Source organism: Stenotrophomonas terrae, from assembly GCF_001431465.1.
In the GTDB taxonomy this organism is placed as follows: Bacteria; Pseudomonadota; Gammaproteobacteria; order Xanthomonadales; family Xanthomonadaceae; genus Stenotrophomonas; species Stenotrophomonas terrae.
On record NZ_LDJJ01000036.1, the window covers coordinates 1 to 25347 of the forward strand.

Annotated in this window: 19 protein-coding genes and 1 pseudogene; 12 read left to right on the plus strand and 8 right to left on the minus strand. The window is 65.2% G+C overall.

What is annotated here, in order from left to right:
* Positions 1 to 218: 218 nt before the first annotated feature.
* Positions 219 to 1103, minus strand: coding sequence for an outer membrane protein assembly factor BamD (locus ABB27_RS11055; protein WP_057628762.1), 885 nt, complete (start codon positions 1101 to 1103; stop codon positions 219 to 221).
* A 117-nt stretch (positions 1104 to 1220) separates the two neighbouring features.
* Here ABB27_RS11055 and rluD point away from each other — a divergent pair, with 117 nt between their 5' ends.
* The 4 genes from rluD to ABB27_RS11075 are packed head-to-tail and all read left to right on the plus strand — an operon-like array spanning position 1221 to position 3919.
* The gene (rluD, locus tag ABB27_RS11060; RefSeq protein ID WP_057628763.1) at positions 1221 to 2210 is read left to right on the plus strand and encodes a 23S rRNA pseudouridine(1911/1915/1917) synthase RluD; all 990 of its coding nucleotides are present in this window, start codon (positions 1221 to 1223) and stop codon (positions 2208 to 2210) included.
* Positions 2210 to 2989 carry a peptidoglycan editing factor PgeF gene (gene pgeF / locus ABB27_RS11065; RefSeq protein ID WP_057628764.1) on the plus strand — a complete coding sequence of 260 codons (780 nt, stop codon included), beginning with the start codon at positions 2210 to 2212 and terminating at the stop codon, positions 2987 to 2989. The genes rluD and pgeF overlap by 1 nt, the downstream gene beginning before the upstream one ends.
* Complete coding sequence (locus ABB27_RS11070; RefSeq protein ID WP_057628765.1) at positions 2986 to 3525, plus strand: DUF4166 domain-containing protein; 540 nt, start codon at positions 2986 to 2988, stop codon at positions 3523 to 3525. Before pgeF ends, ABB27_RS11070 begins: the two co-directional genes overlap by 4 nt.
* Positions 3488 to 3919, plus strand: a complete 432-nt coding sequence (locus tag ABB27_RS11075; RefSeq protein ID WP_057628766.1) for a thiol-disulfide oxidoreductase DCC family protein — start codon at positions 3488 to 3490, stop codon at positions 3917 to 3919. Before ABB27_RS11070 ends, ABB27_RS11075 begins: the two co-directional genes overlap by 38 nt.
* A gap of 165 nt (positions 3920 to 4084) precedes the next feature.
* Here the strand turns inward: ABB27_RS11075 and otsA are convergent, their stop codons facing one another.
* From otsA to ABB27_RS11100, 5 genes and pseudogenes are all read right to left on the minus strand, one after another.
* Entirely contained in the window at positions 4085 to 5452 is a 1368-nt protein-coding gene (gene otsA / locus ABB27_RS11080; RefSeq protein ID WP_057628767.1) for an alpha,alpha-trehalose-phosphate synthase (UDP-forming), read from the minus strand.
* Positions 5449 to 7254: pseudogene (locus ABB27_RS11085) on the minus strand (glycoside hydrolase family 15 protein); the annotation flags it as partial. The gene otsA and the pseudogene ABB27_RS11085, both read right to left, overlap by 4 nt.
* A gap of 27 nt (positions 7255 to 7281) precedes the next feature.
* Positions 7282 to 8034 carry a trehalose-phosphatase gene (gene otsB / locus ABB27_RS11090; RefSeq protein ID WP_057628769.1) on the minus strand — a complete coding sequence of 251 codons (753 nt, stop codon included), beginning with the start codon at positions 8032 to 8034 and terminating at the stop codon, positions 7282 to 7284.
* Between the two features lie 311 nt (positions 8035 to 8345).
* Positions 8346 to 9677, minus strand: a complete 1332-nt coding sequence (locus ABB27_RS11095; RefSeq protein WP_057628770.1) for an OmpA family protein — start codon at positions 9675 to 9677, stop codon at positions 8346 to 8348.
* 260 nt (positions 9678 to 9937) lie between these two features.
* Complete coding sequence (locus tag ABB27_RS11100; RefSeq protein ID WP_057628771.1) at positions 9938 to 12370, minus strand: TonB-dependent receptor plug domain-containing protein; 2433 nt, start codon at positions 12368 to 12370, stop codon at positions 9938 to 9940.
* A 183-nt stretch (positions 12371 to 12553) separates the two neighbouring features.
* Between ABB27_RS11100 and ABB27_RS11105 the strand changes: the two genes are divergently transcribed.
* The 6 genes from ABB27_RS11105 (at position 12554) to ABB27_RS11130 (ending at position 20862) form a co-directional block, all read left to right on the plus strand.
* The gene (locus tag ABB27_RS11105; RefSeq protein WP_057628772.1) at positions 12554 to 13027 is read left to right on the plus strand and encodes a DUF3574 domain-containing protein; all 474 of its coding nucleotides are present in this window, start codon (positions 12554 to 12556) and stop codon (positions 13025 to 13027) included.
* 55 nt (positions 13028 to 13082) lie between these two features.
* Entirely contained in the window at positions 13083 to 13976 is an 894-nt protein-coding gene (locus ABB27_RS11110) for an XAC2610-related protein (protein WP_152984540.1), read from the plus strand.
* Between the two features lie 64 nt (positions 13977 to 14040).
* On the plus strand, positions 14041 to 15618 hold the full coding sequence (locus tag ABB27_RS11115) for a hypothetical protein (protein WP_057628774.1): 1578 nt from the start codon (positions 14041 to 14043) through the stop codon (positions 15616 to 15618).
* 109 nt (positions 15619 to 15727) lie between these two features.
* Positions 15728 to 16540 carry a DUF3014 domain-containing protein gene (locus ABB27_RS11120; protein WP_057628842.1) on the plus strand — a complete coding sequence of 271 codons (813 nt, stop codon included), beginning with the start codon at positions 15728 to 15730 and terminating at the stop codon, positions 16538 to 16540.
* A gap of 177 nt (positions 16541 to 16717) precedes the next feature.
* A complete protein-coding gene (gene clpB, locus ABB27_RS11125; RefSeq protein ID WP_057628775.1) occupies positions 16718 to 19306 on the plus strand; it encodes an ATP-dependent chaperone ClpB in 2589 nt (862 codons plus the stop codon).
* Between the two features lie 269 nt (positions 19307 to 19575).
* Positions 19576 to 20862: an O-acetylhomoserine aminocarboxypropyltransferase/cysteine synthase family protein gene (locus ABB27_RS11130; protein ID WP_057628776.1), complete on the plus strand. Its 1287-nt coding sequence runs from the start codon at positions 19576 to 19578 to the stop codon at positions 20860 to 20862.
* A 157-nt stretch (positions 20863 to 21019) separates the two neighbouring features.
* On the opposite strand, the gene ABB27_RS11135 is transcribed toward ABB27_RS11130, so the two are convergent.
* A complete protein-coding gene (locus tag ABB27_RS11135; protein WP_057628843.1) occupies positions 21020 to 21670 on the minus strand; it encodes an NAD(P)-dependent oxidoreductase in 651 nt (216 codons plus the stop codon).
* Between the two features lie 121 nt (positions 21671 to 21791).
* Between ABB27_RS11135 and ABB27_RS11140 the strand changes: the two genes are divergently transcribed.
* Together ABB27_RS11140 and ABB27_RS11145 are read left to right on the plus strand one after the other, a co-directional pair.
* Complete coding sequence (locus tag ABB27_RS11140; protein WP_057628777.1) at positions 21792 to 22718, plus strand: LysR family transcriptional regulator; 927 nt, start codon at positions 21792 to 21794, stop codon at positions 22716 to 22718.
* Positions 22719 to 22761: 43 nt separating this feature from the next.
* Positions 22762 to 23640 carry an AraC family transcriptional regulator gene (locus ABB27_RS11145; protein ID WP_057628778.1) on the plus strand — a complete coding sequence of 293 codons (879 nt, stop codon included), beginning with the start codon at positions 22762 to 22764 and terminating at the stop codon, positions 23638 to 23640.
* Here ABB27_RS11145 and ybaL read toward each other — a convergent pair.
* A complete protein-coding gene (gene ybaL, locus ABB27_RS11150) occupies positions 23616 to 25328 on the minus strand; it encodes a YbaL family putative K(+) efflux transporter (RefSeq protein ID WP_057628779.1) in 1713 nt (570 codons plus the stop codon). The two genes, ABB27_RS11145 and ybaL, sit on opposite strands and share 25 nt — an antisense overlap.
* Positions 25329 to 25347 lie beyond the last annotated feature (19 nt).

A 25347-nucleotide genomic window follows, 5' to 3' on the forward strand; every position in this document is an offset into this window, starting at 1 on the left:
CCAAGGCCCCAAGCTCCAAAGCCCAAAGCCCAAAGCCCAAAGCCCAAAGCCCAAAGCTCCCCCCATCCGCCCTTCGGGCACCTCCCCCCGCAGGCGGGAGAAGGGAATGCCCAAGCAAGAGCCCAACAAGAGCTCAAGCTCAAACCCAGAGCCAAAACCCCGGAAACAAGAAAGGGGCCCAAAGGCCCCTTTCCACTCACCAGCAATGTCGCAACCGCTTACTTGCCGCGGTTCATCGTGGCGTTGCTCTGGCCGGTGGCCACCGAACGCTCACCAGCAAACGGGTTGAGCTTGCGGATCATCCACGGGTACTTCGGCCAGTTGCCGGCCAGCCACGGGTGCTCCGGTTGGTTCAGCTGCAGCACGCGGCGGGCGTCGTCGGCCAGGGTCTTGTTGCCCAGGTGGGTATAGGCCTCGCCCAGCAGCGCTACCGCGTCGTACTGGAAAGCACTCTGCGGGTAGGTCTCCAGCAGGTAGTTGGCGCGGCCAACCACGGACACCCAGGCGCCACGGCGGGCGTAGTACAGAGCATCGTCCAGCTCATGCTGGGCGAAGATGTCGCGCAGTTCGACCATGCGCTGGCGCGCATCGGCGGCGTAGCGGCTGTTCGGGTAGCGCTCGGTGACGATGTTGAAATCGGCATAGGCCTGGCGCGGGGTCGACAGATCGCGGCGGCTCGGGTCCAGCGACCATACGCGACGGAGGAAAACCGTATCGCGATTGCCGTTGGCCAGACCACGCAGGTAGTACAGGTAGGCGATGTTGCGGTGGGTCGGGTAGGTGCGGATGAAGCGGTCGATGCTCGACACGGCGTCATCGTTCTTGCCGGCCTTGTACTGGGCATAGGCGCTTTCGATCATCGCCTGCTCGGTGTACGGGCCGTACGGATACTGCGCAATCAAGCGCTTGAAGCTGTTTTCGGCGCCGGACCAGTTGCCGCCCTCCATCAGCTTGTGGCTCTTTTCGAACAGTTGTTCGACCGGCGCGCCTTCGTCGGCGTCCTTCTTGGCGCCGCGGTGGCAGCCAGTGGCGACGAAGACCAAAACCAGCAGCAGGGCGGTGAGGCGGACGGGCGCGGACAGCAGCGAGGAGCGTCGGATCATGGGTTCAGGGCAGGACGCGGCAGGAATACGAAGGGGCGATGATAGCCTAGTGGCCTGTCCTGCGACTGACTGTTGTCGTTTGGACCCCATAATTTCGTCTTTAGCCGGTCTTTGCCCATGTCCGAGAACACCTCTTCCAGCCCGCGCCACGCGCAGGTTCCCGATTCCGCCGCCGGTCGTCGCTTCGACGCGGTCCTGGCCGAATTGTTCCCCGAATTCTCCCGCTCACGCCTGACCGAATGGATCAAATCCGGCGCAGTTCTGCTCGATGGCGAGCCGGTACGGCCCCGTGACCCGGTCCGTGGCGGCGAGATCGCCACCCTGAATGCAGTGCTGGAGGTCGAAGTCCATGCCCTGCCCGAGGACATCCCGCTGTCGGTCCTGTACGAGGACGAGCATGTCTTCGTGATCGACAAGCCGGCCGGCCTGGTGGTCCACCCGGGCGCCGGCAACCCCAGCGGCACCCTGCTCAACGCGCTGCTGTTCCGTGACCCGGAGATCGCCAAGGTGCCGCGCGCTGGCGTGGTCCACCGCCTGGACAAGGACACCAGCGGGGTGATGGTGGTGGCGCGTACGGTGCAGGCGCAGACCGCATTGGTCGAGCAGCTGTCCGCACGTGAAGTGCACCGCCAGTACCTGGCGGTGGTGGTGGGCGCGCTGGTCGCCGGTGGCACGGCTGACGCCCCGATCGACCGCCATGCGCGCGACCGCCTGAAGATGGGCGTGCGCGAGGACGGCAAGGAGGCGGTCACCCATTACCGTCTGCGCGAGCGTTTCCGCGCCCATACCGCACTGGAATGCCGCCTGGAAACCGGCCGTACCCACCAGATCCGCGTGCACATGGCGCACCTCAAGCACGCCATCGTCGGTGACCCGCTGTACGGCGGCTCGCTGAAGCTGCCCAAGGGCGCCACCGATGAGCTGGTCGCGCAGCTGCGCGGCTTCAAGCGGCAGGCCCTGCACGCCGAGACGCTGGAGTTCCAGCACCCGATCACCGGCGAGACCATCAGCAATACCGCGCCGGTGCCGGCCGACCTGCTGGCGCTGATGAAGGCGCTGCGCGAGGACTCCAAGGCCTTCGCCGAGCGCGAACGAGGCCGCTGGTAATGGCGCAGGCGGGTCCGTTGTGGCTGGCCGACTGGCCCGCACCCCCGGGGGTGCAGGCCTTCACCACCACGCGCTACGGCGCCGGCGGCTCGCAGCCCCCGTTTGACAGTTTCAACCTGGGCAACCGGACCGCCGCCGATGGCGACGATCCAGCCCAGGTGCAGCGCAACCGCGATGAACTGCAGCAGTTGGCAGACCTGCCATCGGCTGCGCATTGGCTGCGCCAGGTGCACAGCAGCGACGTCGTACGCTTCGATGCGCCGCCGCAGGCCCAGGGGCTGGACGCTGAGCTGACCGCCGATGCGGCGGTGACCTCGGTGCCGGGGGTGGTCCTGGCCATCCTCACCGCGGATTGCCTGCCGGTGGTGTTCGCCGCCCGTGACGGCAGCGAGGTAGCCGCTGCGCATGCGGGCTGGGGCGGGCTGGCGCGCGGCATGCTGGAAAACACCCTGGCTGCCATGCACACGCCTGCTGAGGCGCTGGTGGCATGGATAGGCCCTGCGGCCGGGCCAGCCCTGTACGAGGTCGGCGTGGACGTGCGCGAGGCCTTCCTGGCGCATTCCAGCGCCGCTGAGCAGCATTTCGTCGCCACCCGGCCCGGTCACTGGAAGGTGGACCTGCCCGGGCTGGCCCGGCAGCGGCTGGTGGCAGCTGGCATGCGGCCGGCGGCAATCCACGGCGGCGACCTGTGCACCATGGCCGATCCGCAGCGCTGGTTCTCGCACCGGCGTGATCGCCGCAGCGGGCGCATCGCCACCCTGGTGTGGATGGCGCCATGAGCACGCCGCTGTTCGCGCAGGTGCTTGGCCCTGCGTTTGAACAGTTGGCCCCGCAGGTTCGTGCGCTGCACTCGATTCCGGCACGGCAACATTGGAGCGGGCAGGGTGAGGTTCTGCGCGGTACGCATTGGCTGGTAGCGCCCTGCGCCTGGCTGGCGCGGCTGCCGCCCAGCTCAAGCGTGCCGGTGACGGTGGAATTCGTGGTTGACGCCAATGGCGAACGTTGGAACCGGCAGTTCGGCCTTGCGCGCATGGCCTCGCGGCTGTGGCAGCGTGAGGGCCGCCTGTTCGAGCAACTGGGCGCGCTGCGTTTCCGCTTTGGCCTGCGCGAAGAAGACGGGCAGATCCTGTGGCGGGCGGAACGTGCCTGGGCGTTCGGGGTGTTGCCGTTGCCGGCGCGCTGGTTGGCGCAGGTGCACTGCCGCGAGCGCGAACATGCCGGCCGCTATGAATTTCTGGTGGACGTGTCGATGCCCTTGATCGGGCGGCTGATCCGTTATGAAGGCTGGCTGCTGCCGGAGCCGCCGCATGGCTGAGCCGGCGGTGATCGTGTTTGATGGCGTCTGCGCGCTGTGCAGCCGCTGGGTGCATTTCCTGCTGCGCTTTGATCGGGCAGGGCGCTACCGGTTCGCGGCAATGCAGGGCGGGCAGGGGCGTGCGCTGTTGGCCACGCACGGGTTGGACCTGGATGACCCGTTGTCGTTCCTGTTGGTGGCCGAGGGTGTGGCGTATACCGACACGGACGCGATCCTGCGGGTGGTGACAGGCTTGGGCGGGGCTTGGCGTTTGGCGTGGCTTGCGCGGGTGTTGCCGGCTTCGCTGCGGGATTCGGCCTATCGCTGGTTGGCGCGGAACCGGTATCGCTGGTTTGGGCGGCATGACAGCTGTTTTCTGCCTACGGCGGAGCAGCGCGGGCGGTTTTTGGATTGAGTGGGGTGGTTTGGGGTTTGCTTGTTTGAAGCCTCCCCTCACCCCAACCCCTCTCCCGTGAACGGGAGAGGGGCTAGTGCATAGCGAGCGCAAGCAATCCGAGCCCCTCTCCCGCACGCGGGAGAGGGGTTGGGGTGAGGGCAAGCTCTTGCCGTTGCTTTCGCTCTAAGCCCCCTCCAACGCCAACAGATAATCCCGCCGCCAGCGATGAATATCGTGCGTACGCAGGTGCTCCATCATCGCCCGCCAACGCTCGATGCGTTCCGCGCGCGGCATGTTGGCGGCTGTCGCAATCGCGTCGGCTACGCCATCCAGGTCATGCGGATTGACCAGCAGCGCCTGCTTCAACTCATCGGCCGCGCCGGCCAACAGCGATAGCACCAACATGCCCGGGTTCTCCGGATCCTGCGCAGCAATGTATTCCTTGGCAACCAGGTTCATGCCGTCGCGCAACGGTGTCACCAGACCCACCGCTGCCTGCCGATAGAACCCGGTCAGCGTGCTGTGGGCGTAGTTCTGGTTGACGTAGCGCAGCGGTGTCCAGTCGGCCTCGGCATGACCGCCGTTGATGTGCCCGGCCAGCCGCTCCAGGTCGCCGCGCAGCTTGCGGTACTCGTTGACGCTGCCACGTGATACCGGCGCGATCTGCAGGAAGGTCATGTCGCCTTTCTGCTGCGGATAGCGCTGCAGATAACGCTCGAAACCGTGGAAGCGTTCCGGCAGACCCTTGGAGTAGTCCAGCCGGTCCACGCCGATGGCCAGCTTGCGGTGCTGCAGGCTTTGCCGCAGGTCGCGCACGGCCTTGTTGCTTGCCGCGCTGCGGGCCTGGCGGGCGATGTGTTCGGTATCGATACCGATGGGGAAGGCGGCGGTGCGTACACGGCGGCCATCCGGTGTGCGGATCCAGTCGCCGTCGATCAGTTGGCCGCCGCCGAACAGACGCACGTATGACTGGAAGCGGTCCACGTCGCGGCGGGTCTGGAAACCAAGCAGGTCGTAGGAATACAGCGCCGAAAACAAGGAACGATGATCGGGCAATGCCTGCATCAGGTCAGCCGAGGGCACCGGCACGTGCAGGAAGAAACCAATCCGGCAGCCGACGCCGCGTTCGCGCAGCAAGGCCGCCAGCGGAATCAGGTGATAGTCATGGATCCAGACCGTGTCGTCGTCGCGCAGCAACGGCGCCAGCGTGTCGGCGAACAAGCTGTTGACCTTCCAATAGCCCTCACGCTTGCGCCGGTCATAGTCGACCAGGTCCAGGCGGAAATGCAGCAGCGGCCACAGCGCCCGGTTGGCGAAGCCGTTGTAGTAATTGTCCAGATCGGTCTTGGACAGATCCATGGTCAGGTAGCGGATGGCGCCGTCCTGCGCCTCATGCAGCGCGCCGCTGTCACCGCCCACGCTGCGCCCGCTCCAGCCAAACCACAGGCCGCCACGTTCGCTCAGTGCCGCCAGCAGACCGGTTGCCAGGCCGCCGGCGCGGGTTTCGCCAGGCAGGGCGACCCGGTTGGAGACCACAACCAATCGGCTCACGAGGCCTCCTGCCAGCTGCGCGACAAGCGCATCGCGGCAATCACCAGCCCAACATGCGAATAGGTCTGCGGGAAGTTGCCCCAGGCTTGCCCGTCGAAGCTGAGGTCTTCGGACAGCAGGCCCAGATGATTGCGTTGCTTGAGCAGGGTCTCGAACATCTCGCGGGCTTCGTCCATGCGCCCGATCGCGGCCAGCGCGTCGATGTACCAGAACGTGCAGATGGTGAAGCTGGTCTCCGGTGTGCCGAAATCATCCGGGGCGGTATAGCGGTACAAAGCGTTGCCATGCTTCAGGTCGCGGCCGATGGCTTCGACCGTGGCGATGAAGCGCGCATTGTTGGCGTCGATCAGGCCGATGTCGGCGAGCAGCAGCAGCGAGGCATCCAGCCGGTGACCGGCGAAGGTATCGGTGAAGTGGCCGAGCTGTTCGCTCCAGGATTCGTGCATGATCCGCGCGTGGATCTGGTTGGCGCGTTCGCGCCAGTAGATCGCCCTGCCATCGAGCTTCAGGCGTGTCGCAATCTTGGACAGCCGATCACAGGCGGCCCAGCACATCGCACTGGTATAGGTGTGCACCTCCGTGCGGCCACGGAATTCCCACAGCCCGGCATCGGGTACATCGTGCAGGGCGAAGGCCTGTTCGCCCAGCGGCTCCAACCGCGCGAAGGTATGCGCATCGCCCGGGTCCTGCAGGCGCTGGTCGAAGAACAACTGGGTGGATGCCAGTACCACGCTGCCATAGACATCGTGCTGGCGCTGCACCCAGGCGAGGTTGCCGCGTCGTACCGGGCCCATCCCGCAGTAGCCGGACAGCGTGGCGACCTCGTCCTCGTCCAGCTTGGCCTCGAAACCGATGCCGTACAGCGGTTGCAGGCTGCCATCGTGGGTGGCCAGATTGAAGATATAGCCCAGGAACTGTTCCATCGTACGGGTAGCACCGAGCCGGTTGAGCGCGCGCACCACGAAGGCGGCATCGCGCAGCCAGCAGTAACGGTAGTCCCAATTGCGGCTGCTGCCGGGTGCCTCCGGAATGGAGGTGGTCATTGCCGCGATGATGGCGCCGCTGTCTTCGTACTGACACAGCTTCAAGGTGATGGCACTGCGGATCACCGCGTCCTGCCACTCCAGCGGTACCGACAGATAGCGCACCCATTCGCGCCAGTAGTCGCGGGTGCGCTGCATGGCTTCCTGCACGTAGCCATTGAGCGAACGGTTGAGCGACTCGTCCACGCCCAGTACCAGATGCACGCGATGATTCAGCACGAAGGGCAGGGCATCGCGGACGAAGCGTACCGGTACATCGGTGGTCAGGCGCAGGACCAGGTCCGGCAACAGCCAGCGGATGTGGTTGCTGCCCCAGGTGGTTTCCGGTTGCCGCGCGCCCCATTCGGCCAGTGGCCGTGCGCGCACCACGATACGTGGGTTGCCCGATAGCGGCGTGACCTGGCGGATCAGGCTGACCGGCCGATAGAAACGACCGTTCTGGCGCCAGCGCGGGGCGAAATCGATGATCTCCACCGCACCGCCATGCGTGTCACGCAGTACCGTGCGCAGGATGGCGGTATTGGTCAGGTAGGACTGCTCGCTGTCGAGGAAATCCTCCAACTCGATGCCGAAGTCCCCTCCGGGGTGCTGGTTGGGGTTGAGCAGGGCGCAGAAGGCCGGGTCGCCATCGAAGCTGGGCAGGCAGCTCCAGACCACACGTGCCTGTTTGTCGATCAGTGCGCCGAAACTGCCGTTGCCAACTACGCCAAGGTCGAGGGTGGCGTCTTGCATTGCGTTCTCCTTGTTGCGCGAACGCCACTGGCGCCGCTGTTTCCTCCGGGTGGGTCAGGTAATGGCTGCACGCAGCCAAGCATGTACGGCGTTGATGTCGGGCAGGGCACAGTTGGCCTGGCTGTTTTCGCGCTGGCCGACCAGTACGCCGATACCGCCGAGTTGCTGGGCGGCAGCAAAGCCATGCTCATCGGTGAGGTCGTCGCCGACAAACAAAGGGCGGCGGCCCTTGAACGGCGCCCGCTGCATCAGTGTTTGAAGAGCGCGGCCCTTGTCGTGGCCGCTGCCGACAAATTCGATGACATGGTTGCCCGGCTGCAGGCGTACGCCAGACAGCTGCGGCAACTGTGCCTTGGCAAATGCGATCACGGCCTGCCCAGCTTGCGGCGCGTTGCGCCAGTGCAGGGCCAGCGCCTGGCCCTTGTTTTCGATCAGTACGCCAGGATGCGCATGTAGCAGCTGCATCGCGCGCTGATGCAGTGCATGCAACCAGACAGCGGTGTCGGAGTCAGAGTCGGCGAACTGCGCATTGGGCGTGGCCAACAGCTGCGCACCATGCAGGCCCGCCATCGGCAGGCGCAGCGGTGCGAACATGGCTTGCAGTTGGCTGACGGGGCGGCCGCTGAGCAGCGCCAGGGCACCATCAAGGCGTTGCTGCACGCTGGCCAGCAGCGTGAGCAGGGACGGGTCGGGCGCTACCTTGTCCGGGTGGTCGGCAAAGGCAAGCAGGGTGCCATCAACGTCGAGAAACAGTGCGTCGTCAGCTGCCAGCGCCGGAGGTGGCGGTCGCTGTAGGTCATCAAGCATGCGGCCACTATGCCGCAGGGATTGTTAGAGGAAAGTCATTTGGGGTGAAGCGTTTGGGTGTATGTGCTTTTGGGTTTACTTGCTTCAGAGCTGCCCTCACCCCAACCCCCGCTCCGCGCCCCGGCCCTTGCGCCGGCGCAAGGGTGCTCGAGTGAGCGCGAACCAATGGTTCGCAAGCGCTCGCTCTCCCCCCGTAAAGGGAGAGGGGCTCACATTGCTTGCGCTCGTAGTGCACTAGCCCCTCTCCCGCGTGCGGGAGAGGGGTTGGGGTGAGGGCGCTCTGAAAGCAAGCAACCCCACCCGCGCAAACATCACTTGCTAACCGAAAACTCAATCCGACGGTTCTGCGCACGGCCTTCGTCGGTGTCATTGCTGGCACGCGGCTTTTCCTGGCCATAGCCCTTGCTCGTCAGTCCATCGGCAGCAACGCCCAGCTCCGTCAGTTTGGCAACCACCGCATCGGCACGTTGCTGGCTCAAGGTCACGTTGGCAGCGGCGTCACCGGTGTTGTCGGTGTGCCCGCCCACTTCGATCTTTGTCCCTGCAGGTGCCTGCTTGATCGCATTGGCGGCGCTGGTCAGTGTTTCCATGCTGTCGCGGGTGATGGTGGCCGAGCCTGTGTCGAAGTAGATGTTCATCAGGTTCAAGGCCTTGACCAGGTCATCGCCGCTGAAGCCGGCTTCGAGTCCTGACAATGCCGCTGCCGCCCGATCCCACAGACCGCTGATTTCAAAGCCACCGAACAGGCTGCGCAGTTTGTCACTGACGCTGAAGCGATCCGCTTCGGACATGCCGCTGGTGTCGACGCTGAGCTTGTCGCCATCGAAGCCGAACTTCAGGCCCTTGGCCTTCAGCTCCGGCAGCGCGGCGATCAGCTTGTCCATCCAGCCTGCCGGCAGGGTTGCCGCATCAACATTGATGTTGCCGGACAGATTGCTTTCACCGAAGTTGGCTTTCAGTGCATCCCATAGACGGGTCTTGTCGGCGTCGGTGGCAACTTGGCCGCTGACGGTGACCTTGCCGTCCACGTTCTCGAAGCCGAAGCGCGGATTGGCCTGGGCCACCGGTGCTGCCGGTTGCATGGTGGTGGCTGGTTGCGTTGGCGCCGGAGCGACCGCTTCTTCCTTCTTGCAGCTGCGGAACAGCAGGAATGCGGCAAGCAGCAGAATCAGCGGAATCAGCCATTTCCAGAAACCGCCCGAGGCCTTGGCCGGCACCGTGCTGCCACCGCTGTATCCGGCAGTGGGGGTGGTGGTGCCGAACCAGCGCTCGTAGTCGGCAGGGCGGGTGGTGGGTATGCGACCGCCCGGCGTCAGTTGGCCGATGATCTTGGGCAGCAGCCACGCGCCGGCCATGTTGACCGCTGCTGCGGGGATGCCGAGTTTGCTGGCAATACCGCCGGCGAGGTTCTGGCCGAAGCCGGCACTGAATTGATCTGGTTGCAGGACATTGTCACCGGGCGTGCTGCCTATCCATGAAGAAAACAGGCTGTCGAGTCCGGCATCGGCAAAGCGTTTTTGCAGGCCGGCGAAGCCGCCGGTAGCTGAATCGAAAATGACATCGACAAGCTGGCGCACGAGGCGCCCAGCGTTGTCGCCGAGGTGAAAGCGGGTGGCCGCTTCGCGAATCAACGACTCGAACATATACGCCTCCGCAAGGGATGAACCGGGCTGGAATGAGCCGGCAGGCGTAAGGAGCGCCTAGCGCTGTTAAAGCTGGATGAATTCGGGGTTTTGGGGGGCTACTAGCGAGGAGCTTCCCCTCACCCCAACCCCTCTCCCGTGAACGGGAGAGGGGCTCGTATCGCTAGCGCTCGTAGTGAATTAGCCCCTCTCCCGTTCACGGGAGAGGGGTTGGGGTGAGGGCAAGCTCTAAGCAAGCAATCCCCCCGAAAAACACCAAATCAGAACGTAAACCGCACCCGCCCGTACCAATACGCGCCGTTGCTGCCAATCGGCGACAGCACGTCATAGGGCAGGTTGCCGAAGTAGTAGATGTCCTCGTTCGACTTGTCCGGGTAGTTGTCGGTCAGGTTCTGGCCACCGACGGCAACACTCCACTGCGGGGTGATGCGGTATTCCACTTCTGCATCCAGCTGCCATTCGGCCTGGTAGGTCTGGGTGGGCACATAGCCGTCGCCGAAATCGAACACGCGCTTGGCGCTGCCGTGGCGGCTGAGCCGGCTGCTCAACGACCAGTCGTCATTGGCCCAGCTGGCGGCAAACTGCGCACGCGTGCGCGGTGCCGCATCGGTCAGCGTATTGCTCTCTTCCACCCCGAACAGCACGTAGTCCGGGTCCAATGCCAGCAGCTGCGCCGGGGTTGCCAGCACATTCTTCAGCTCGGTCTTGGCGTAGCTCCAGGTGCCGGTCAGCAGCAGTTCGCCATCGCCCAGTGATTGCCGCCAGTTGCCGACAAACTCGGCGCCACGGGTGCGGGTGTCGGCAGCGTTGACGAAGTAATGCGCGCTCTCCAGCCCGCTGACGCCGAACTGCTGCTGCACGAAGTCGGTCAGCGCGTCGCCGGTGATGCTCTCCGACAAGGCGATGCGGTCATCGATATCGATCTGGAACAGGTCCAGCGACAGATCGAAGTGGCTGCCGATCTGGCTGGTGAAGCCCAGGCTGTAGTTGATCGACTTTTCCGGCTTCAGGTCGGTGGCGCCGAGGGCACGCGCGATCGGATTGTTGACCGACAGCAGACGCCCCTGCACCAGCTGGCCGCCCGCGGTGTAACCGGTCGAGGTGGACTCGTAGCCGATCTGGCTCAGCGACGGCGCGTGGAAGTTGTTGGAGATCGAGCCACGCAGGGCGAAGGCCGGCGCAAACGCGTAGCGCGCGCCGATCTTGCCGGTCAGCTCACCGCCGAAATCCTGGTAGTGCTCGTAGCGTGCGGCGATATCGGTGGAGAATTTCTCGCCGAAAGTGGAAGACAGGCTGGTGTAAGCACTGATCACATCGCGCGACAGATCGGCCTCGTCCTGCGGGGTCAAACCACCACCGGCCTGCGAGCCGGTCGGGCGGTCGGTATACGGCCCTGCAGCGTAGCTGGCCGGGTCGCCGGCACGGGTTTCATAGCGCTCGTGGCGGCCTTCAATGCCGAAGCCCAGGCTGTGGCTGTCGTTCTCGCGGACGAAGATGCGGCCGACGTCGAGGTTGGCCACGGTCTGGGCGAAGCTGAAATCACCGGTCTTGAAGCGGGTAGGGCTGGTCGGGCCCAGCGAGGCATTGAGCGAGTCGCGCAGGCGGTAGGTGAACTCATTGCGTCCGTGGTCGAGGCTGGCGTCGTAGTTCCATTCGGCCCATTGGCCACGCGCGCCGGCAACCAGTTGCACGTCCAGGTTCTCGCCTTCGGAAATCGGGCGGTAGCCGTTGGGATACAGCGCCGTCCAGTTGGCCTCGCCATCGGGGTAGCGGAAGTAGTTGGCGCCTTCGGTATCCCGCTGGTTGTAGGTGCCGAAGGCATAGGCCTTGGAGGTTGCGCCGAACGGAATCTCGGCATTGAACCAGGCATTGAGGTCCTTGCTGGCGCCATCGCCCAGCGAGTAATTGCGCTTGCCGGCCAGCGCCAGATTGTCCGGGGTCTGCGCTTCCCACGGCGGGATCTGGTCGAAACCGGCGCGATTGGTGGCTTCGCGGTTCTTCAGTTCCAGGCCGACGCGCAGGAAGCCGCCCTCGTCGCTCAGGGCGGTGCCCACCTTGGCGCTGAAGTAGCTGGTCTGGCCATCGGTGAGAGTGCGATCGATCGGCTTGAGGTCGGTGTGGTGTGCGCCAAAGCTGGCCTCGATGGCGCCGCCTTCCGGCGCGTCGTCGAGGATCACGTTGATCACCCCAGCCACTGCATCGGAGCCATACAGCGCACCGGCGCCGTCGCGCAGCACTTCGATGCGCTTGATCGCGCTGACCGGGATGGCATTGAAATCGACCGGCGTGGTGCCCTTGCCGATCTTGCTGTCGGTATTGACCAGCGCGCTGTTGTGGCGGCGCTTGCCGTTGATCAGCACCAGCACCTGGTCCGGCGACAGGCCGCGCAGCTGCGCGGCGCGCACGTGGTCGGCGCCGCCGGAGTTGGACTGACGCGGGAAGTTGAACGAGGGCAGCAAGGCCTGCAGCGCGCTGCCGAGCTCACCGTTGACCACGCCGGCCTTGCGGATGTCCTCGGCGCTGAGCACGTCCACCGGCGCGGTGGATTCCAGCACGGTGCGGTCGACGGCGCGGGTGCCGGTGACGATCACCGTGTCCAGGTTGGTTGCCTGCGGGGTGTCCTGGGCAAAGGCGGGGGAAGACAGCGCCAGCGCGATGGCCAGGCCGAGCGGGGCCGAGGTGGGGCGGGACATGGAAGCTCCGGAACAGATAGGGGGGAGGAGGTTGCACTTACATCCATCCGGATGAAGCGATATATTATCTTCGCGTTAACACCGCTGCCGGCGCAAGTCCTGCTGGCAATCGGCTGATAACCAAACGCGATATCCCCTGCGGTGCCTTGGATGCCACCGTGTTGCCTTGCCCGGAGGTTTTCCATGAAGTTGCACGCTGTCCTGTTGCCCCTGCTGTTTGCCGTTGCCGCCAGCGTCCACGCTGCCCCGCCTGCCTCCGAACCGGCGCCCAGTGCGCAGCTGCACGGCGATGCCGCGCGCCCGGCCGAAGCCGGTGGCTGGGTGCGCAGCGAGCTGTATTTCGGGGTGGGCGAAGAGAGCGGCCCGTCGGCGCGCGCGCAGACCGACGTGATCAGTGAGGCGCAGTGGCGCGCCTTTCTCGACAAGGAAGTGACGCCGCGCTTTCCGGATGGCCTGACCGTGTTCGACGCCTACGGCCAGTGGCTGTTCCGTGGCGCGCCCGAGCCGAACCGGCTGCGCACCAAGGTGCTGGTGATCCTGCATGAGGATAGCCCGCAGCGCCGCAACGATATCGAAGCCATCCGCCTAGCCTGGAAGCAGGCCACCAGGCACCAATCAGTGCTGTGGTCGCGGCAGCCGGTCGAGGTTTCGTTCTGAGCAGCGTGGGATCGGCTAGCCTGCGGGCAGCTTCCAACCGCAGATGAGCTTCTCGATGATGTCAGTGATATCCACCTCCCGCTGCCGTTTTGCCGCCCATGGCTTGCTGATTGCAGTGGTTTCGCTGCTGGCAGCGCCGGCATTTGCGGCAGATGACAGCCAGATCCGCTTCGAGGTCGCAGCCGGCGTGAGCGCGCATGCGCGGTTGCTGGGCGACGGCAGCGTGGAGGTGGGCACCAGCCGCTCACCAGCCCGGCAGGTGCTGCCGGCGTCCACGGACGAGGACGGTGGCGGCACGCGTCTTGGCCACGCCGACTACAACTTCGACGGTTACCAGGACCTGGATACCAGTGCGACGCTGGGCCAGGTCAACGAATCTGTCACGGTTTATCTGTACGAGCCGGCCAGTGGCCAGTTCCGTGCGTTGGCCGCACCCGAGGCCCCGGAGATCAGCTGCGAAGGTTTCTGGTCACTGACCCCGGACCCGGCCACACGGACGTTGAGCAGCAGCTGCCGCAGTGGGCCCATGTGGTACAGCGATGTCTATCGCTTTGCGGGCGACAGGGTCTACCTGTACCGGTCGATGCGCGGTGCGTTGCTCGAAACCGCAAATCTGGCGCGGATTCTGGACCTCGGGCTATCCGAGGATTCGGAGATCCTCGCTGTCTGGAGCACCTGGGACATTGCAGGCAAACGTCTTGAGACCGCCATCTGGAATGCCTTCGATCCACCACTGAGGGATGCCCTGATGCCGGGCCGCAGCGCATCGGTGGTGCCGGAAAAACTGCTGCTGTACAGCAAGGCCGGTGACACTTCGACCAAGCGCTACCTGCTCAAGGGCGACCGCGTCGAGCTGCTGGACGAAGCCGATGGCTGGTTGCAGTTGCGTTACCGCAATCCCAGTCGTGGTCCGGTGCTGGGCTGGGTGAGGCTGCCCACGAACGAATGATCTGTTCTACTCGCACGCATTTTCCCGGCGTTACCATCGCCCCGCTTTCCTGACGATACTCCCCATGAATTCTTCCGCTTCACCCTCACAACCGCGCTGGTTCGTTGCCGGCGATCTCAATGGCTTCTTCGGTCTGGTGGTCGACAACCTGTCGATCCTGGGCTTCATCGCGATGGCCTTGATCGGCATCTTCCAGTTTCCGGCCGAGGTGGTGTTTGGGCGCATGTTCCCCGGCACCGCTTTTGGCGTGCTGATCGGCAACCTGATGTACACCGTGATGGCGCGGCGCCTGGCCGCACGCACTGGCCGCGATGACGTCACCGCGATGCCGCTGGGCCTGGATGCACCGACCAGCATCGGCATGGCGCTGCTGGTATTGGGCCCGGCCTTCGTCGGCTTCAAGCAGCTGGGCATGGACCCGCAGGCAGCGGCGATGGCCACCTGGAAGCTGGGCATGGCCTCGCTGGTGGTAATGGGCCTGCTCAAGCTGGTGCTGTCCTTCGTCGGCGATGCGGTCACCCGCCACGTGCCGCGTGCGGCGCTGCTGGGTTCCATCGGCGGCGCGGCGCTGACCCTGCTGGGCTTCCTGCCGCTGATCGAAAGCATGCGCCAGCCGCTGGTCGGCCTGGTCACGGTGGGGGTGCTGCTGTACGTGTTGGTCGCGCGCGGCGTGGTGCCGCTGCGCTTGCCGGGCGTGCTGTTCGCGCTGTTGGTGGGCGTTGCGTTGTATTACGGGTTGGGCGCTGCAGGTGCTTTGACCGGCTTCCAATGGCCGCCGGCGATTTCCTTTGCGGTGGCCCTGCCGCTGCCGTCGCTGGGCTTTGTCGAAGGCCTGCCGCTGACCGTGCCGTATCTGTCGCTGCTGCTGCCGTTCGGCCTGCTGATGATCGTCGGCGGCATCAATGTGGCGGAAAGCGCACGCGCTGCCGGTGACGACTACCGCACCCGCGACATCCTGCTGGTCGAGGCCATCGCCACGCTGGTGGCTGGCGTCTGCGGCGGTGTGGCACAGACCACGCCGTATATCGGCCAGCCGGCTTACAAGCGGCTGGGTGCACGCACCGGTTACACGCTGCTGACCGGCCTGTTCATCGGCATCGGCGGCATGCTTGGCGTGGTTGCCGGGCTGGTGCAGTGGCTGCCGGTGGCAGTGCTGGCGCCGATCATCGTTTTCGTGGGCCTGGACATCACCGTGCAGGCCTTCCAGCAGACCAAGCGCGAGCATGCCATCGCGGTGGCGCTGGCCTTCCTGCCGGCCATCGCATACCTGATCAACATCAAGTTCGGTACCTGGGTGGCGCCGGATGCCGCAGCGGCGCTGTATGCCGCTGTCGACGGCCATGGCCTGTCGGATGTGGCCACGCTGCAGCTGCTGGGCAATGGCTTCATCATCACCGCGATGTTGTGGGCAGCGGCGCTGGTGGCCTTGATCGAGCGTCGCCCCGGTGTGGCGGTGGGCCTGCTGTTTGTGGCCGCGGCGCTGAGCGCCTTTGGCGTGATCCACTCCACCGATCCGCGCGGTGGCATCTATCTGCCGTGGCAGCTGGAAGGCCTGCGCCAGGCAATCACCCTGCAGGTGACGGCGGCCTATGCGGTGCTGGCGGTGGTGATCGGCCTGATGTCGCTGCAGAAACAGCGTTGATGTAGCGGGCCCGGCTTTAGCGAGCCCGGTTTTAGCGAGCTTGAACCGGCAGGGGAACCTGCCGGGATTGTCGGGGTCACACCATCACATGCAATTGAAGGTGCAAGTGATGCAGAAGCGCAAAGCAGTGTGGCCCTGGGTAGTGGTTGGCGTCGTCGCGGTTGGCGGCGCTGGCTGGTGGTTGTTCGCAGATGAGGTGGCGCAGCTGCGTCAGCCCGCGCCGGCAGCCATAGCGCCGGCTGACGCCGTCCCGGCGCCGGCCATCCAGCCGCCAGCGGCGGCGGAACAGGCCGCCCCGGCGAAGTATCCGCTGGCCGCTGCCGCCGATCCGGCCTTGCCGGCATTGGCCGACAGCGACGAGGCCGGCTGGCAGGCCTTGAGCGGTTTGTTCCCCGCACAAACCCTGACGCTGTTGCTGCGTGAGCATCTGATCCAGCGCGCGGTGGTGCACGTGGACAACCTCACCCAGCCCAGCCTGCCGAGTTCGGCGATGGCGCTGCGGCCGCTGCCGGGTACGCTGCTGGTCGAGCAGGGCAGTGCGGGCGGCGAACAGCTCGCCGCCGCCAATGCCGCACGCTATGCACCATTCGTGGATGCCTTTACCCGTGCCGATACGGCGGCGTTGGCGGCGGCTTACAGCCGTTTCTATCCCTTGCTGCAGCAGGCCTATCGTGACATCGGCCACCCGGACGGGCATTTCAATGACAGATTGGTGGCAGTGATCGATCACCTGTTGCAGGCCCCCGAGCCAGCCCGGCCGCTGGCGCTGGAGCCTGATGGCAAGGGCCGCTATCGCTTCGTCGACCCGGCCCTGCAATCGCTGTCGGTCGGCCAGAAAGCCCTGCTGCGCATGGATGCGGCGCAGCAGCAGGCGGTAAAGCAGCAGCTGCGGGCATTGCGGGCTGCCATCACCCACGGCTGAGAACAGCGGCCGCTTGCGTTGGATCAAGGACGCGGGCACGGCGGCTGGCGATATTGGCCTTGGAGTGCGATTGCAGCTGAACAAGGAAGCTGTTTACCCTTGAATCACACCGTTGCAACCGCATCTGACTCAATATCGCCAGCAATGCTGGCCTCCCAACTTTGAGGAAGAAGACCCATGCGGATGGATAAGCTCACCTCCAATTTCCAGAAAGCCTTGGCAGATGCCCAGTCGCTGGCGGTTGGCCGTGATAACAACATCATCGAGCCGGTGCACGTGCTCAGCGCGCTGCTCGATCAGCCCGGTGGCAGCAGCCGGCCCTTGCTGGCCCAGGCCGGCGTCAACGTGCCGGTGCTGCGCGAGCGGCTGACCGAAGCACTGGATGCGTTGCCCAAGGTGTCCGGCCAGGCCGGCAGCCTGTCGATGGGCAATGATCTCAATCGTCTGCTCAACAACACCGACAAGCTGGCCCAGCAGCACAACGACCAGTTCATCGCCAGCGAGTGGTTCCTGCTGGCGGCGGTGGACGATGGTGGCCCGGCCGGCATGGCCCTGCGCGCCGCCGGTGCCGACAAGAACAAAGTGAAAGCCGCCATCGACAAGCTGCGCGGCGGAGAAACCGTGCAAAGCGAAAACGCCGAAGAGCAGCGCCAGGCGCTGGAGAAGTACACCATCGACCTGACCGCGCGTGCCGAAAGCGGCAAGCTCGACCCGGTGATTGGCCGCGACGAGGAAATCCGCCGCACCATCCAGGTGCTGCAGCGCCGTACCAAGAACAACCCGGTGCTGATCGGTGAGCCTGGCGTGGGCAAGACCGCCATTGTCGAAGGCCTGGCCCAGCGCATCATCAACGACGAAGTGCCCGAGGGCCTGCGCGGCAAGCGCGTGCTGTCGCTGGACATGGGCGCGCTGATTGCCGGTGCCAAGTTCCGTGGCGAGTTCGAAGAGCGGCTGAAGGCCGTGCTCAATGACCTGTCCAAGAACGAAGGCCAGATCATTCTGTTCATCGACGAACTGCACACCATGGTCGGCGCCGGCAAGGGCGAGGGCGCGATGGATGCGGGCAATATGCTCAAGCCGGCGCTTGCGCGCGGCGAGCTGCATTGCATCGGCGCTACCACGCTGGACGAATACCGCCAGTACATCGAGAAGGACGCCGCGCTGGAGCGCCGCTTCCAGAAGGTGTTCGTCGGTGAGCCGACGGTCGAGGACACCATCGCCATCCTGCGTGGCTTGAAAGAACGCTACGCGGTGCACCATGGCGTGGAAATCACCGACCCGGCCGTGGTCGCAGCGGCGACGCTGTCGAACCGCTACATCACCGACCGGCAGTTGCCGGATAAGGCCATCGACCTGATGGACGAGGCAGCCTCGCGCATCCGCATGGAGATCGACTCCAAGCCGGAGGAGCTTGACCGTCTGGAACGCCGTCTGATCCAGCTCAAGATCCAGCGCGAGATGCTGAAGAAGGAGAAGGACGACGCCTCGCGCAAACGCCTGGCCGATCTGGAAGCGGATATCGACACGCTGGAGCGTGAGTTCTCCGACCTCAACGAAATCTGGAAGTCGGAGAAGGCAGCGCTGCAGGGCGCTACCAAGATCAAGGAGCAGGTTGAAAAGGCGAAGCTCGACCTGGAGGCCGCACAGCGCCGCCAGGATTTCGCCAAGATGAGCGAGATCCAGTACGGCCTGCTGCCGAATCTTGAGAAGCAGCTGGCTGCGGCGCAGGAAGTGGACCGCAAGGACTTCCGGCTGGTGCAGGACAAGGTGACCGACGAGGAAATCGCCGAGGTCGTCTCGCGCTGGACCGGTATCCCGGTCAGCAAGATGCTCGAAGGCGAGCGTGACAAGCTGCTGCGCATGGAAGACATGCTGCACAACCGCGTGGTTGGGCAGGAAGAAGCGATCCGCGTGGTCTCCGATGCGGTGCGGCGCTCGCGTGCCGGCCTGTCCGATCCAAACCGGCCGAGTGGCTCGTTCCTGTTCCTCGGCCCGACCGGTGTGGGCAAGACCGAGCTGACCAAGGCGCTGGCCGACTTCCTGTTCGACTCGCCCGACGCGATGGTGCGCATCGACATGAGTGAATTCATGGAGAAGCACAGCGTGTCGCGCCTGATCGGTGCGCCCCCGGGTTATGTGGGCTACGAAGAAGGTGGCTACCTGACCGAGGCGGTGCGCCGCCGCCCGTACAGCGTGATCCTGCTGGACGAGGTGGAGAAGGCGCATCCGGATGTGTTCAACATCCTGCTGCAGGTGCTGGATGACGGTCGTCTGACCGACGGCCAGGGCCGCACCGTGGACTTCCGCAACACCGTCATCGTGATGACCTCGAACCTGGGCTCGCACCAGATCCAGGACATGAGCGGCGACGACAGCCCGGAAGCCTATATGCAGATGAAGGCCGCGGTGATGGGCGTGGTGCAGGCGCACTTCCGTCCGGAGTTCATCAACCGGCTGGACGATATTGTTGTGTTCCACCCGCTGGACAAGCAGCAGATCAAGCAGATCGCACGCATCCAGATGCGTGGTCTGGAGAAGCGGCTTGGCGAGCGCGGCCTGCGCTTGGAGGTATCGGATTCGGCCTTCGATGTGCTCAGCAATGTCGGCTTCGATCCGGTGTATGGCGCGCGTCCGTTGAAGCGTGCGATCCAGGCCCAGCTGGAAAACCCGCTGGCGCAGAAGATCCTGTCCGGCGAGTTCGTCAGCGGCGACACCATCAAGGTGGAAGCCGGCGGCGGTGGCCAGTTGCAGTTTGGCAAGGGCTGAGAGCCGGAGCCAAAGGCAAAGCGTCAAGAGCTTTAAAGCTGCCCTCACCCCAACCCCTCTCCCGCAAGCGGGAGAGGGGCTCGGATCGTGTCGGCGGCTAGTGCGCTAGCCCCTCTCCCGTTTACGGGAGAGGGGTTGGGGTGAGGGGAAGCTTCTAGCTGAAAATGCATCAGAAGATTCCATCCCCTCACAAGTAACCCCTGCAACCGTCCATCGGTTGCCATCAATCCTCGGCTATCGTCAGCGGTCACTCCTTAGCGAGCACTCCGATGACTGATCCGCAGTGGAAGCCTGAAACCATCGCCGTGCACGGCGGCTATTCGCCCGATCCGACCACCCGTGCGGTCGCGGTGCCGATCTACCAGACCGTTGCCTACGCCTTCGACGACACCCAGCACGGAGCCGATCTGTTCGACCTCAAGGTGCAGGGCAATATCTATACCCGCATCATGAACCCCACCACCGATGTGCTGGAAAAGCGCATTGCGGCATTGGAAGGCGGCATCGGCGCGCTGGCGCTGGCCTCCGGCCAGGCAGCCATCACCTACGCGATCCAGACCATTGCCGAGGCCGGTGACAACATCCTTGCCTCCAGTGCGCTGTATGGCGGCACCTACAATCTGTTCGCGCATACGCTGCCGCAGTTCGGCATCCAGACCCGCTTCGCCGACTACCGTGATCCGCAGGCCTTCGCCGCCTTGATCGACGAGCGCACCAAGGCGGTCTTCGTCGAATCCATCGGCAATCCGCGCGGCAACATCACCGATATCGAAGCCATCGCCAAGATCGCGCATGCGCATGGTGTGCCGGTGATTGTCGACAACACCGTGGCCACGCCGTATCTGCAGCGCTCCTTCGATTTTGGCGCCGATATCGTGGTGCATTCGCTGACCAAGTATCTCGGCGGCCATGGCACCAGCCTTGGCGGTGCCATCGTCGATTCCGGGCGTTTCCCGTGGGCTGAGCACAAGCAGCGCTTCCCGCGCCTCAATACGCCGGATGTGAGTTACCACGGTGTGGTCTATACCGAAGCGCTGGGCCCGGCGGCCTTCATCGGCCGTGCGCGGGTGGTGCCGCTGCGCAACATGGGCGCGGCGATTTCACCGTTCAACGCGTTCCAGATCCTGCAGGGCATCGAGACGCTGGCGCTGCGCATGGACCGCATCAACAGCAACACGCTGGCGGTGGCCAACTTCCTGCAGAAGCACGCGAAGGTCGCCTGGGTGAACTACGCCGCATTGCCGGACCATCCGGAACACGCGTTGGTGCAGAAGTATCTGCGCGGGCACGGCTCGGGTGTGCTGACCTTTGGTCTGCCCGGTGGCCGCGAAGCCGGCGCACGTTTCCTGGATGCGCTGCAGTTGTTCACGCGATTGGTGAATCTGGGTGATGCCAAGTCCTTGGCGACGCATCCGGCTTCCACTACGCATAGGCAGTTGGATGAGGCCGAGCTGGAGAAGGCGGGAGTGACGCTGGATACCGTGCGGCTGTCGGTGGGCATCGAGCATATCGATGACTTGTTGGCGGATCTGGAACAGGCCTTGGCTGGGGCTTGAGGAGCAGATCAAGAACTTTAAAGGCAGATCAAGAGCTGCCCTCACCCCAACCCCTCTCCCGCACGCGGGAGAGGGGCTAGTGCACTGGCAGCCGACGCTATCCGAGCCCCTCTCCCGCGTGCGGGAGAGGGGTTGGGGTGAGGGCAGCTTTAAGCTTTTACCAAGCAACCGTAAACCGCTTGCCAATATGCTGCGGCGCTTCCAGCTCATCCACTACCGCCACCGCCAGATCAGCGGCACTGATCGTGCCCGGGCCGTCGCCGGTGCTCAGCGGAGTATCGCTGCCGACGCGGTACTTGCCGGTGCGCTCGGTGGGGCTGCCCGGATGGAAGGCCACCGGCGGGCTCAGCTGGGTCCAGGCAAGCGAGATCTCATTGCGCAGTTCGGTCAACGCATCACGCGCCGCACTCGCGCCGGGATAGATCGCAGCCGGAAAGTTCGGTGAATCCACCAGCTGGGTGCCGTCCGGCGCATACAGGCTGCCGGCGCCACCGATCACGATGTAACGCTTCACGCCTGCAGCCTTGGTGCCTGCAACGATCGCACGGGTACCACGCAGGAATTCGTTGTACAGATCCGGGTTGGCCCAGCCGGCGTTGTAGGCGCTGATCACCGTGTCAGTGCCGGCGACGGCGTTGCGTACTTCGTCGGCATTGAGTACATCGGCCTTGACCACCTGCAGCTGCGGGCGGGCTTCAAGCTTGGCCGGGTCGCGTGCCAGCGCGGTCACGTCGTGGCCGCGGGCCAGCAGTTCTTCGAGCAGGGCCTTGCCGACAAAGCCGGTGGCACCAATCAGGGCAACTTTCATGGGAACGTCCTTGGGGGTGGGGAATGAGGCCAGTGTCCGCCGATCCCGGCGCAGGCGGCAGTCGCAAAAAATCACAATCACCTTGAAGCTGTGCTTCACAATGACGGCACGGAGGTAAGCCATGGACAGCGTCAAACGGATGGCCCTGTTTGCCCAGGTGGTGCAGCACGGCTCAATGAGTGCGGCAGCGCGGGCGATGGGCATGAGCACCTCGGCGGTGAGCCAGCAACTGCGCGCGCTGGAACAGGACGCCGGGGTTGCGCTGCTGCATCGTTCGACCCGACGGCTGGCGCTGACCGACGTCGGCAGCCGCTATTACGCCGCCTGTGCGCGCTTGCTCGATGCCGCCGGCGAGGCCGAGGCTGAACTGTCGGCCGCCCGCCACGCGCCCAGCGGCGAGTTGCGCCTGTCCGCGCCCTTGGGCATGGCGGCGCATATCGGCCCGGCGCTGGGCGGCTGGTTGCAGGAAAACCCGCAACTGCGGCTGCATCTGTTCTTTGATGATGGCTGGACCGACCTGCTGCAGGCGCGCATCGATCTGGCGCTGCGCTTCGGTCAGTTGCCGGACAGTGACTGGATGGCGCAGCGCCTGGGCAGCCTGCAGCGCTGGCCGTGCGCGGCGCCGACATGGCTGCAGCGGCATGGTGTGCCCGGCGATCCCTTGCAGGTGCCGGCTGCCGAATGGCTGGGCATGCCGCAGGTTCCGGGCCTGGTCTGGCGCCACCAAGACAGCGGCCAGGAACGTCTGGTGCCGGCGCATCCGCGTATCGCCAGCCAGAACCAGCCGGCGGTGCTGCGCCTGTGCGAGGCGGGATTGGGCGTGGCGGTGCTGACCAGTCTGGATGCCGCGCCCTTGCTGGAGGCCGGCAGCCTGCAGCGGCTGTTGCCGGAATGGGAAGTGCCGGAGCTGCCGGTGTGGGCGGTCACCCCGCATCGGCAGACCCAGCCGGCCAAGGTGCGGCAGGCCATCGTGTTGCTGCAGGATCACCTGGCGCGTCTGCCCGGTGCCGAAGGCGAGGCTGCGCAAGATCGGAAACGCCAGCGTTGAGCGCGAGCGCTGTAATGGCCTCACTTCCCACGGAGATGCCGCAATGAAAGCCAATGTCGCGCAGTTGCCACGGCTGGACCGGGTCATCAGCTGCCTGCAGCAAAGCATCGATGTCGGCGGGCCCTTGCCTGACCTGGATGCACTGGCCGCCATCGCGCATTACTCGCCGTTCCATTTCCATCGCGTATATCGCGCGCTGACCGGCGAAACCATCGGCCGTACGGTGCAGCGTCTGCGCGTGGTCAAGGCCTTGCAGCGGCTGGCGCACAGCGATGCCAGTGTCACCGAGATCGCCTTGCTGGCCGGCTACGACACGCCGCAGGCATTGGCGCGGGTGCTGCGCGATACCGTCGATGCCAGCGCCAGCGAATTGCGGATGGATCCGCAGCGCATGGCGAACAGTATCGAGCAGCTGTCACGGCCGCTGCCATTGGCCGAGCAGACGGCGCCGTTGAGCGTGGAAGTCATCACCCTGGAACCGTTCGAAGTGGTGGCGCTGCGTGCGCAGGGTGCCTTCGATGATCTGGACGCTGTGTTTGGCGAGCTGTTCGGCTGGGCGGCCGAGCAGGGCCTGGTCGAACAGCTGCAGCAGCTGATCGGGATGCCGCTGGGCGATCACCGTGAGCTGCCGGCCGACGAACTGCTGTTTGATTGCGCGCTGGCCTTCGACGCCGAATTGCCGGCACTGCCGGCCTCGCTGCAGCGCCAGGTGCTGGGTGGCGGGCGCATGGCGCGGCTGCGCCATGTCGGCAGCTACTCGCTGCTGGAAGATGCCACCGATCAGCTGTTGCGTGACTGGTTGCCCGGCAGCGGCCACGCCCTGCGTGATGCGCCACTGCATTATCACTTCCTGGACGACCCCGAGGACGTGCCCGAGGCCATCCTGCGTGCGGATATCTACGTGCCGCTGGCCGCCGGCTGAGGCATGCCCGGGCGCAGGCTGCGGTAGGGCGGGGTGGACATGATCATCTCCGCCAGCGAATACGCCAGCTCGCGCTCGGCCATCACCGTGCCATCGGCACCGTGGGCAAGCAGGTGCTTCACTTCGGCATCGCTGTGGGCGCGGGCCAGCAGGGTCAGGTTGGGGTTGATGGCGCGCAGCTTGGCCAGCACTTCGCCGGATTCCAGCGGTTGCGGGATGGCCAGCACGGCGATGGTGGCGCGCTCGGGATGGGCCTCGGCCAGCACCTTGTCCGATGCGGCGCTGCCGCGGATGCCGGGAATGCCGGCCGCGTGCGCGCGCTCCACGTGTTCGCGGTTGTCGTCGATCACCAGCACCGGCACACCGCGGTCGCGCAATACCTGCGCCAGTTCACTGCCGACGCGGCCATAGCCGACCACGATGGCGTGGTCCTGCAGGTCCAGCGACGGGCCCGGCGGGATATCCGGCACTTCCGGCACCGGCGCGATTTCCTTGTGGCGTGCCTGCCAGCGGTCGAGCAGGCCGAACACCACCGGGTTGAGCATGATCGACACCAGCGCGCCGGCCAGTACCAGCGACTGCCCGGTCGGCGGCAGGATCTTCAGCGCCACGCCCAGCCCGGCAATGATGAAGGCGAACTCGCCGATCTGCGCCAGCGAGGCGGAAATGGTCAGTGCAGTGCTCTTGGAATGGCCGAACGCGCGCACGATGAAGAAGGCCGCAGCCGACTTGCCGAACATGATGATCACCACCGTCGCCAGCACCTGCCAGGGGTGCTCGACGATGATCATCGGATTGAACAACATGCCCACCGAAACGAAGAACAGCACCGCGAAGGCGTCGCGCAGCGGCAGCGAATCGTGTGCCGCCTTATGGCTGAGCTCGGATTCGTTGAGCATCATGCCGGCGAAGAATGCGCCCAGCGCGAACGACACACCGAACAACTCGGCCGCGCCAAACGCCACGCCCAAGGCGATGGCCAGCACACACAGGGTGAACAGCTCGCGTGAACCGGTGCCGGCAACGCGTTCAAGCACCCAGGGAATCACCCGCCGGCCGACCACCAGCATCACCGCCACGAACAGGCCCAACTGCACGAAGGTCCAGCCGATCGAGGCCAGCAGGCCGCTGATCGACAGTTCCTTGCCGCTTGCATCCGGGCCGAACACCTCGGCGATCACCGGCATCATCACCAGTGCCAGCACACAGGCCAGGTCCTCGACGATCAACCAGCCCACCGCGATCTTGCCGCGGGTGGTTTCCAGCAGGCGGCGCTCCTCCATCGCCCGCAGCAGCACCACGGTGGAGGCGGTGGCCAGCGAGAAGCCGAAGATGACACCGTGCAGCACCGGCCAGCCCATCAGCGTGGCCACGCCCCAGCCCAGCAGGGTGGCGACCAGGATCTGGCCGATGGCGCCGGGGATGGCGATGGCCTTGACCGCCATCAGATCCTTCAGCGAGAAATGCAGGCCGACGCCGAACATCAGCAGCATCACCCCGATCTCGGCCAGCTGGTTGGCCAGCGCCTGGTCGGCGACAAAGCCCGGCGTGAACGGCCCGACGATGACACCGGCCAGCAGATAGCCCACCAGCGGCGACAGCCGCAGCTTGTTGGCCAGGGCGCCAAGCACGAAGGCCAGGCCCAAACCAATGGCAATCATGTTGATCAGGGCGGTGTCATGGTGCATCAGGGCTCGATGGGTCGGG

Excerpts from the sequence above, each read along its gene's own strand:
- ABB27_RS11055 (WP_057628762.1), bottom strand. The coding sequence starts at position 1,103 with ATGATCCGACGCTCCTCGCTGCTGTCCGCGCCCGTCCGCCTCACCGCC.
- rluD (WP_057628763.1), top strand. The coding sequence starts at position 1,221 with ATGTCCGAGAACACCTCTTCCAGCCCGCGCCACGCGCAGGTTCCCGAT.
- pgeF (WP_057628764.1), top strand. The coding sequence starts at position 2,210 with ATGGCGCAGGCGGGTCCGTTGTGGCTGGCCGACTGGCCCGCACCCCCG.
- ABB27_RS11070 (WP_057628765.1), top strand. The coding sequence starts at position 2,986 with ATGAGCACGCCGCTGTTCGCGCAGGTGCTTGGCCCTGCGTTTGAACAG.
- ABB27_RS11075 (WP_057628766.1), top strand. The coding sequence starts at position 3,488 with ATGAAGGCTGGCTGCTGCCGGAGCCGCCGCATGGCTGAGCCGGCGGTG.
- otsB (WP_057628769.1), bottom strand. The coding sequence starts at position 8,034 with ATGCTTGATGACCTACAGCGACCGCCACCTCCGGCGCTGGCAGCTGAC.
- ABB27_RS11095 (WP_057628770.1), bottom strand. The coding sequence starts at position 9,677 with ATGTTCGAGTCGTTGATTCGCGAAGCGGCCACCCGCTTTCACCTCGGC.
- ABB27_RS11100 (WP_057628771.1), bottom strand. The coding sequence starts at position 12,370 with ATGTCCCGCCCCACCTCGGCCCCGCTCGGCCTGGCCATCGCGCTGGCG.
- ABB27_RS11105 (WP_057628772.1), top strand. The coding sequence starts at position 12,554 with ATGAAGTTGCACGCTGTCCTGTTGCCCCTGCTGTTTGCCGTTGCCGCC.
- ABB27_RS11110 (WP_152984540.1), top strand. The coding sequence starts at position 13,083 with ATGATGTCAGTGATATCCACCTCCCGCTGCCGTTTTGCCGCCCATGGC.
- ABB27_RS11115 (WP_057628774.1), top strand. The coding sequence starts at position 14,041 with ATGAATTCTTCCGCTTCACCCTCACAACCGCGCTGGTTCGTTGCCGGC.
- ABB27_RS11120 (WP_057628842.1), top strand. The coding sequence starts at position 15,728 with ATGCAGAAGCGCAAAGCAGTGTGGCCCTGGGTAGTGGTTGGCGTCGTC.
- clpB (WP_057628775.1), top strand. The coding sequence starts at position 16,718 with ATGCGGATGGATAAGCTCACCTCCAATTTCCAGAAAGCCTTGGCAGAT.
- ABB27_RS11130 (WP_057628776.1), top strand. The coding sequence starts at position 19,576 with ATGACTGATCCGCAGTGGAAGCCTGAAACCATCGCCGTGCACGGCGGC.
- ABB27_RS11135 (WP_057628843.1), bottom strand. The coding sequence starts at position 21,670 with ATGAAAGTTGCCCTGATTGGTGCCACCGGCTTTGTCGGCAAGGCCCTG.
- ABB27_RS11140 (WP_057628777.1), top strand. The coding sequence starts at position 21,792 with ATGGACAGCGTCAAACGGATGGCCCTGTTTGCCCAGGTGGTGCAGCAC.
- ABB27_RS11145 (WP_057628778.1), top strand. The coding sequence starts at position 22,762 with ATGAAAGCCAATGTCGCGCAGTTGCCACGGCTGGACCGGGTCATCAGC.
- ybaL (WP_057628779.1), bottom strand. The coding sequence starts at position 25,328 with ATGCACCATGACACCGCCCTGATCAACATGATTGCCATTGGTTTGGGC.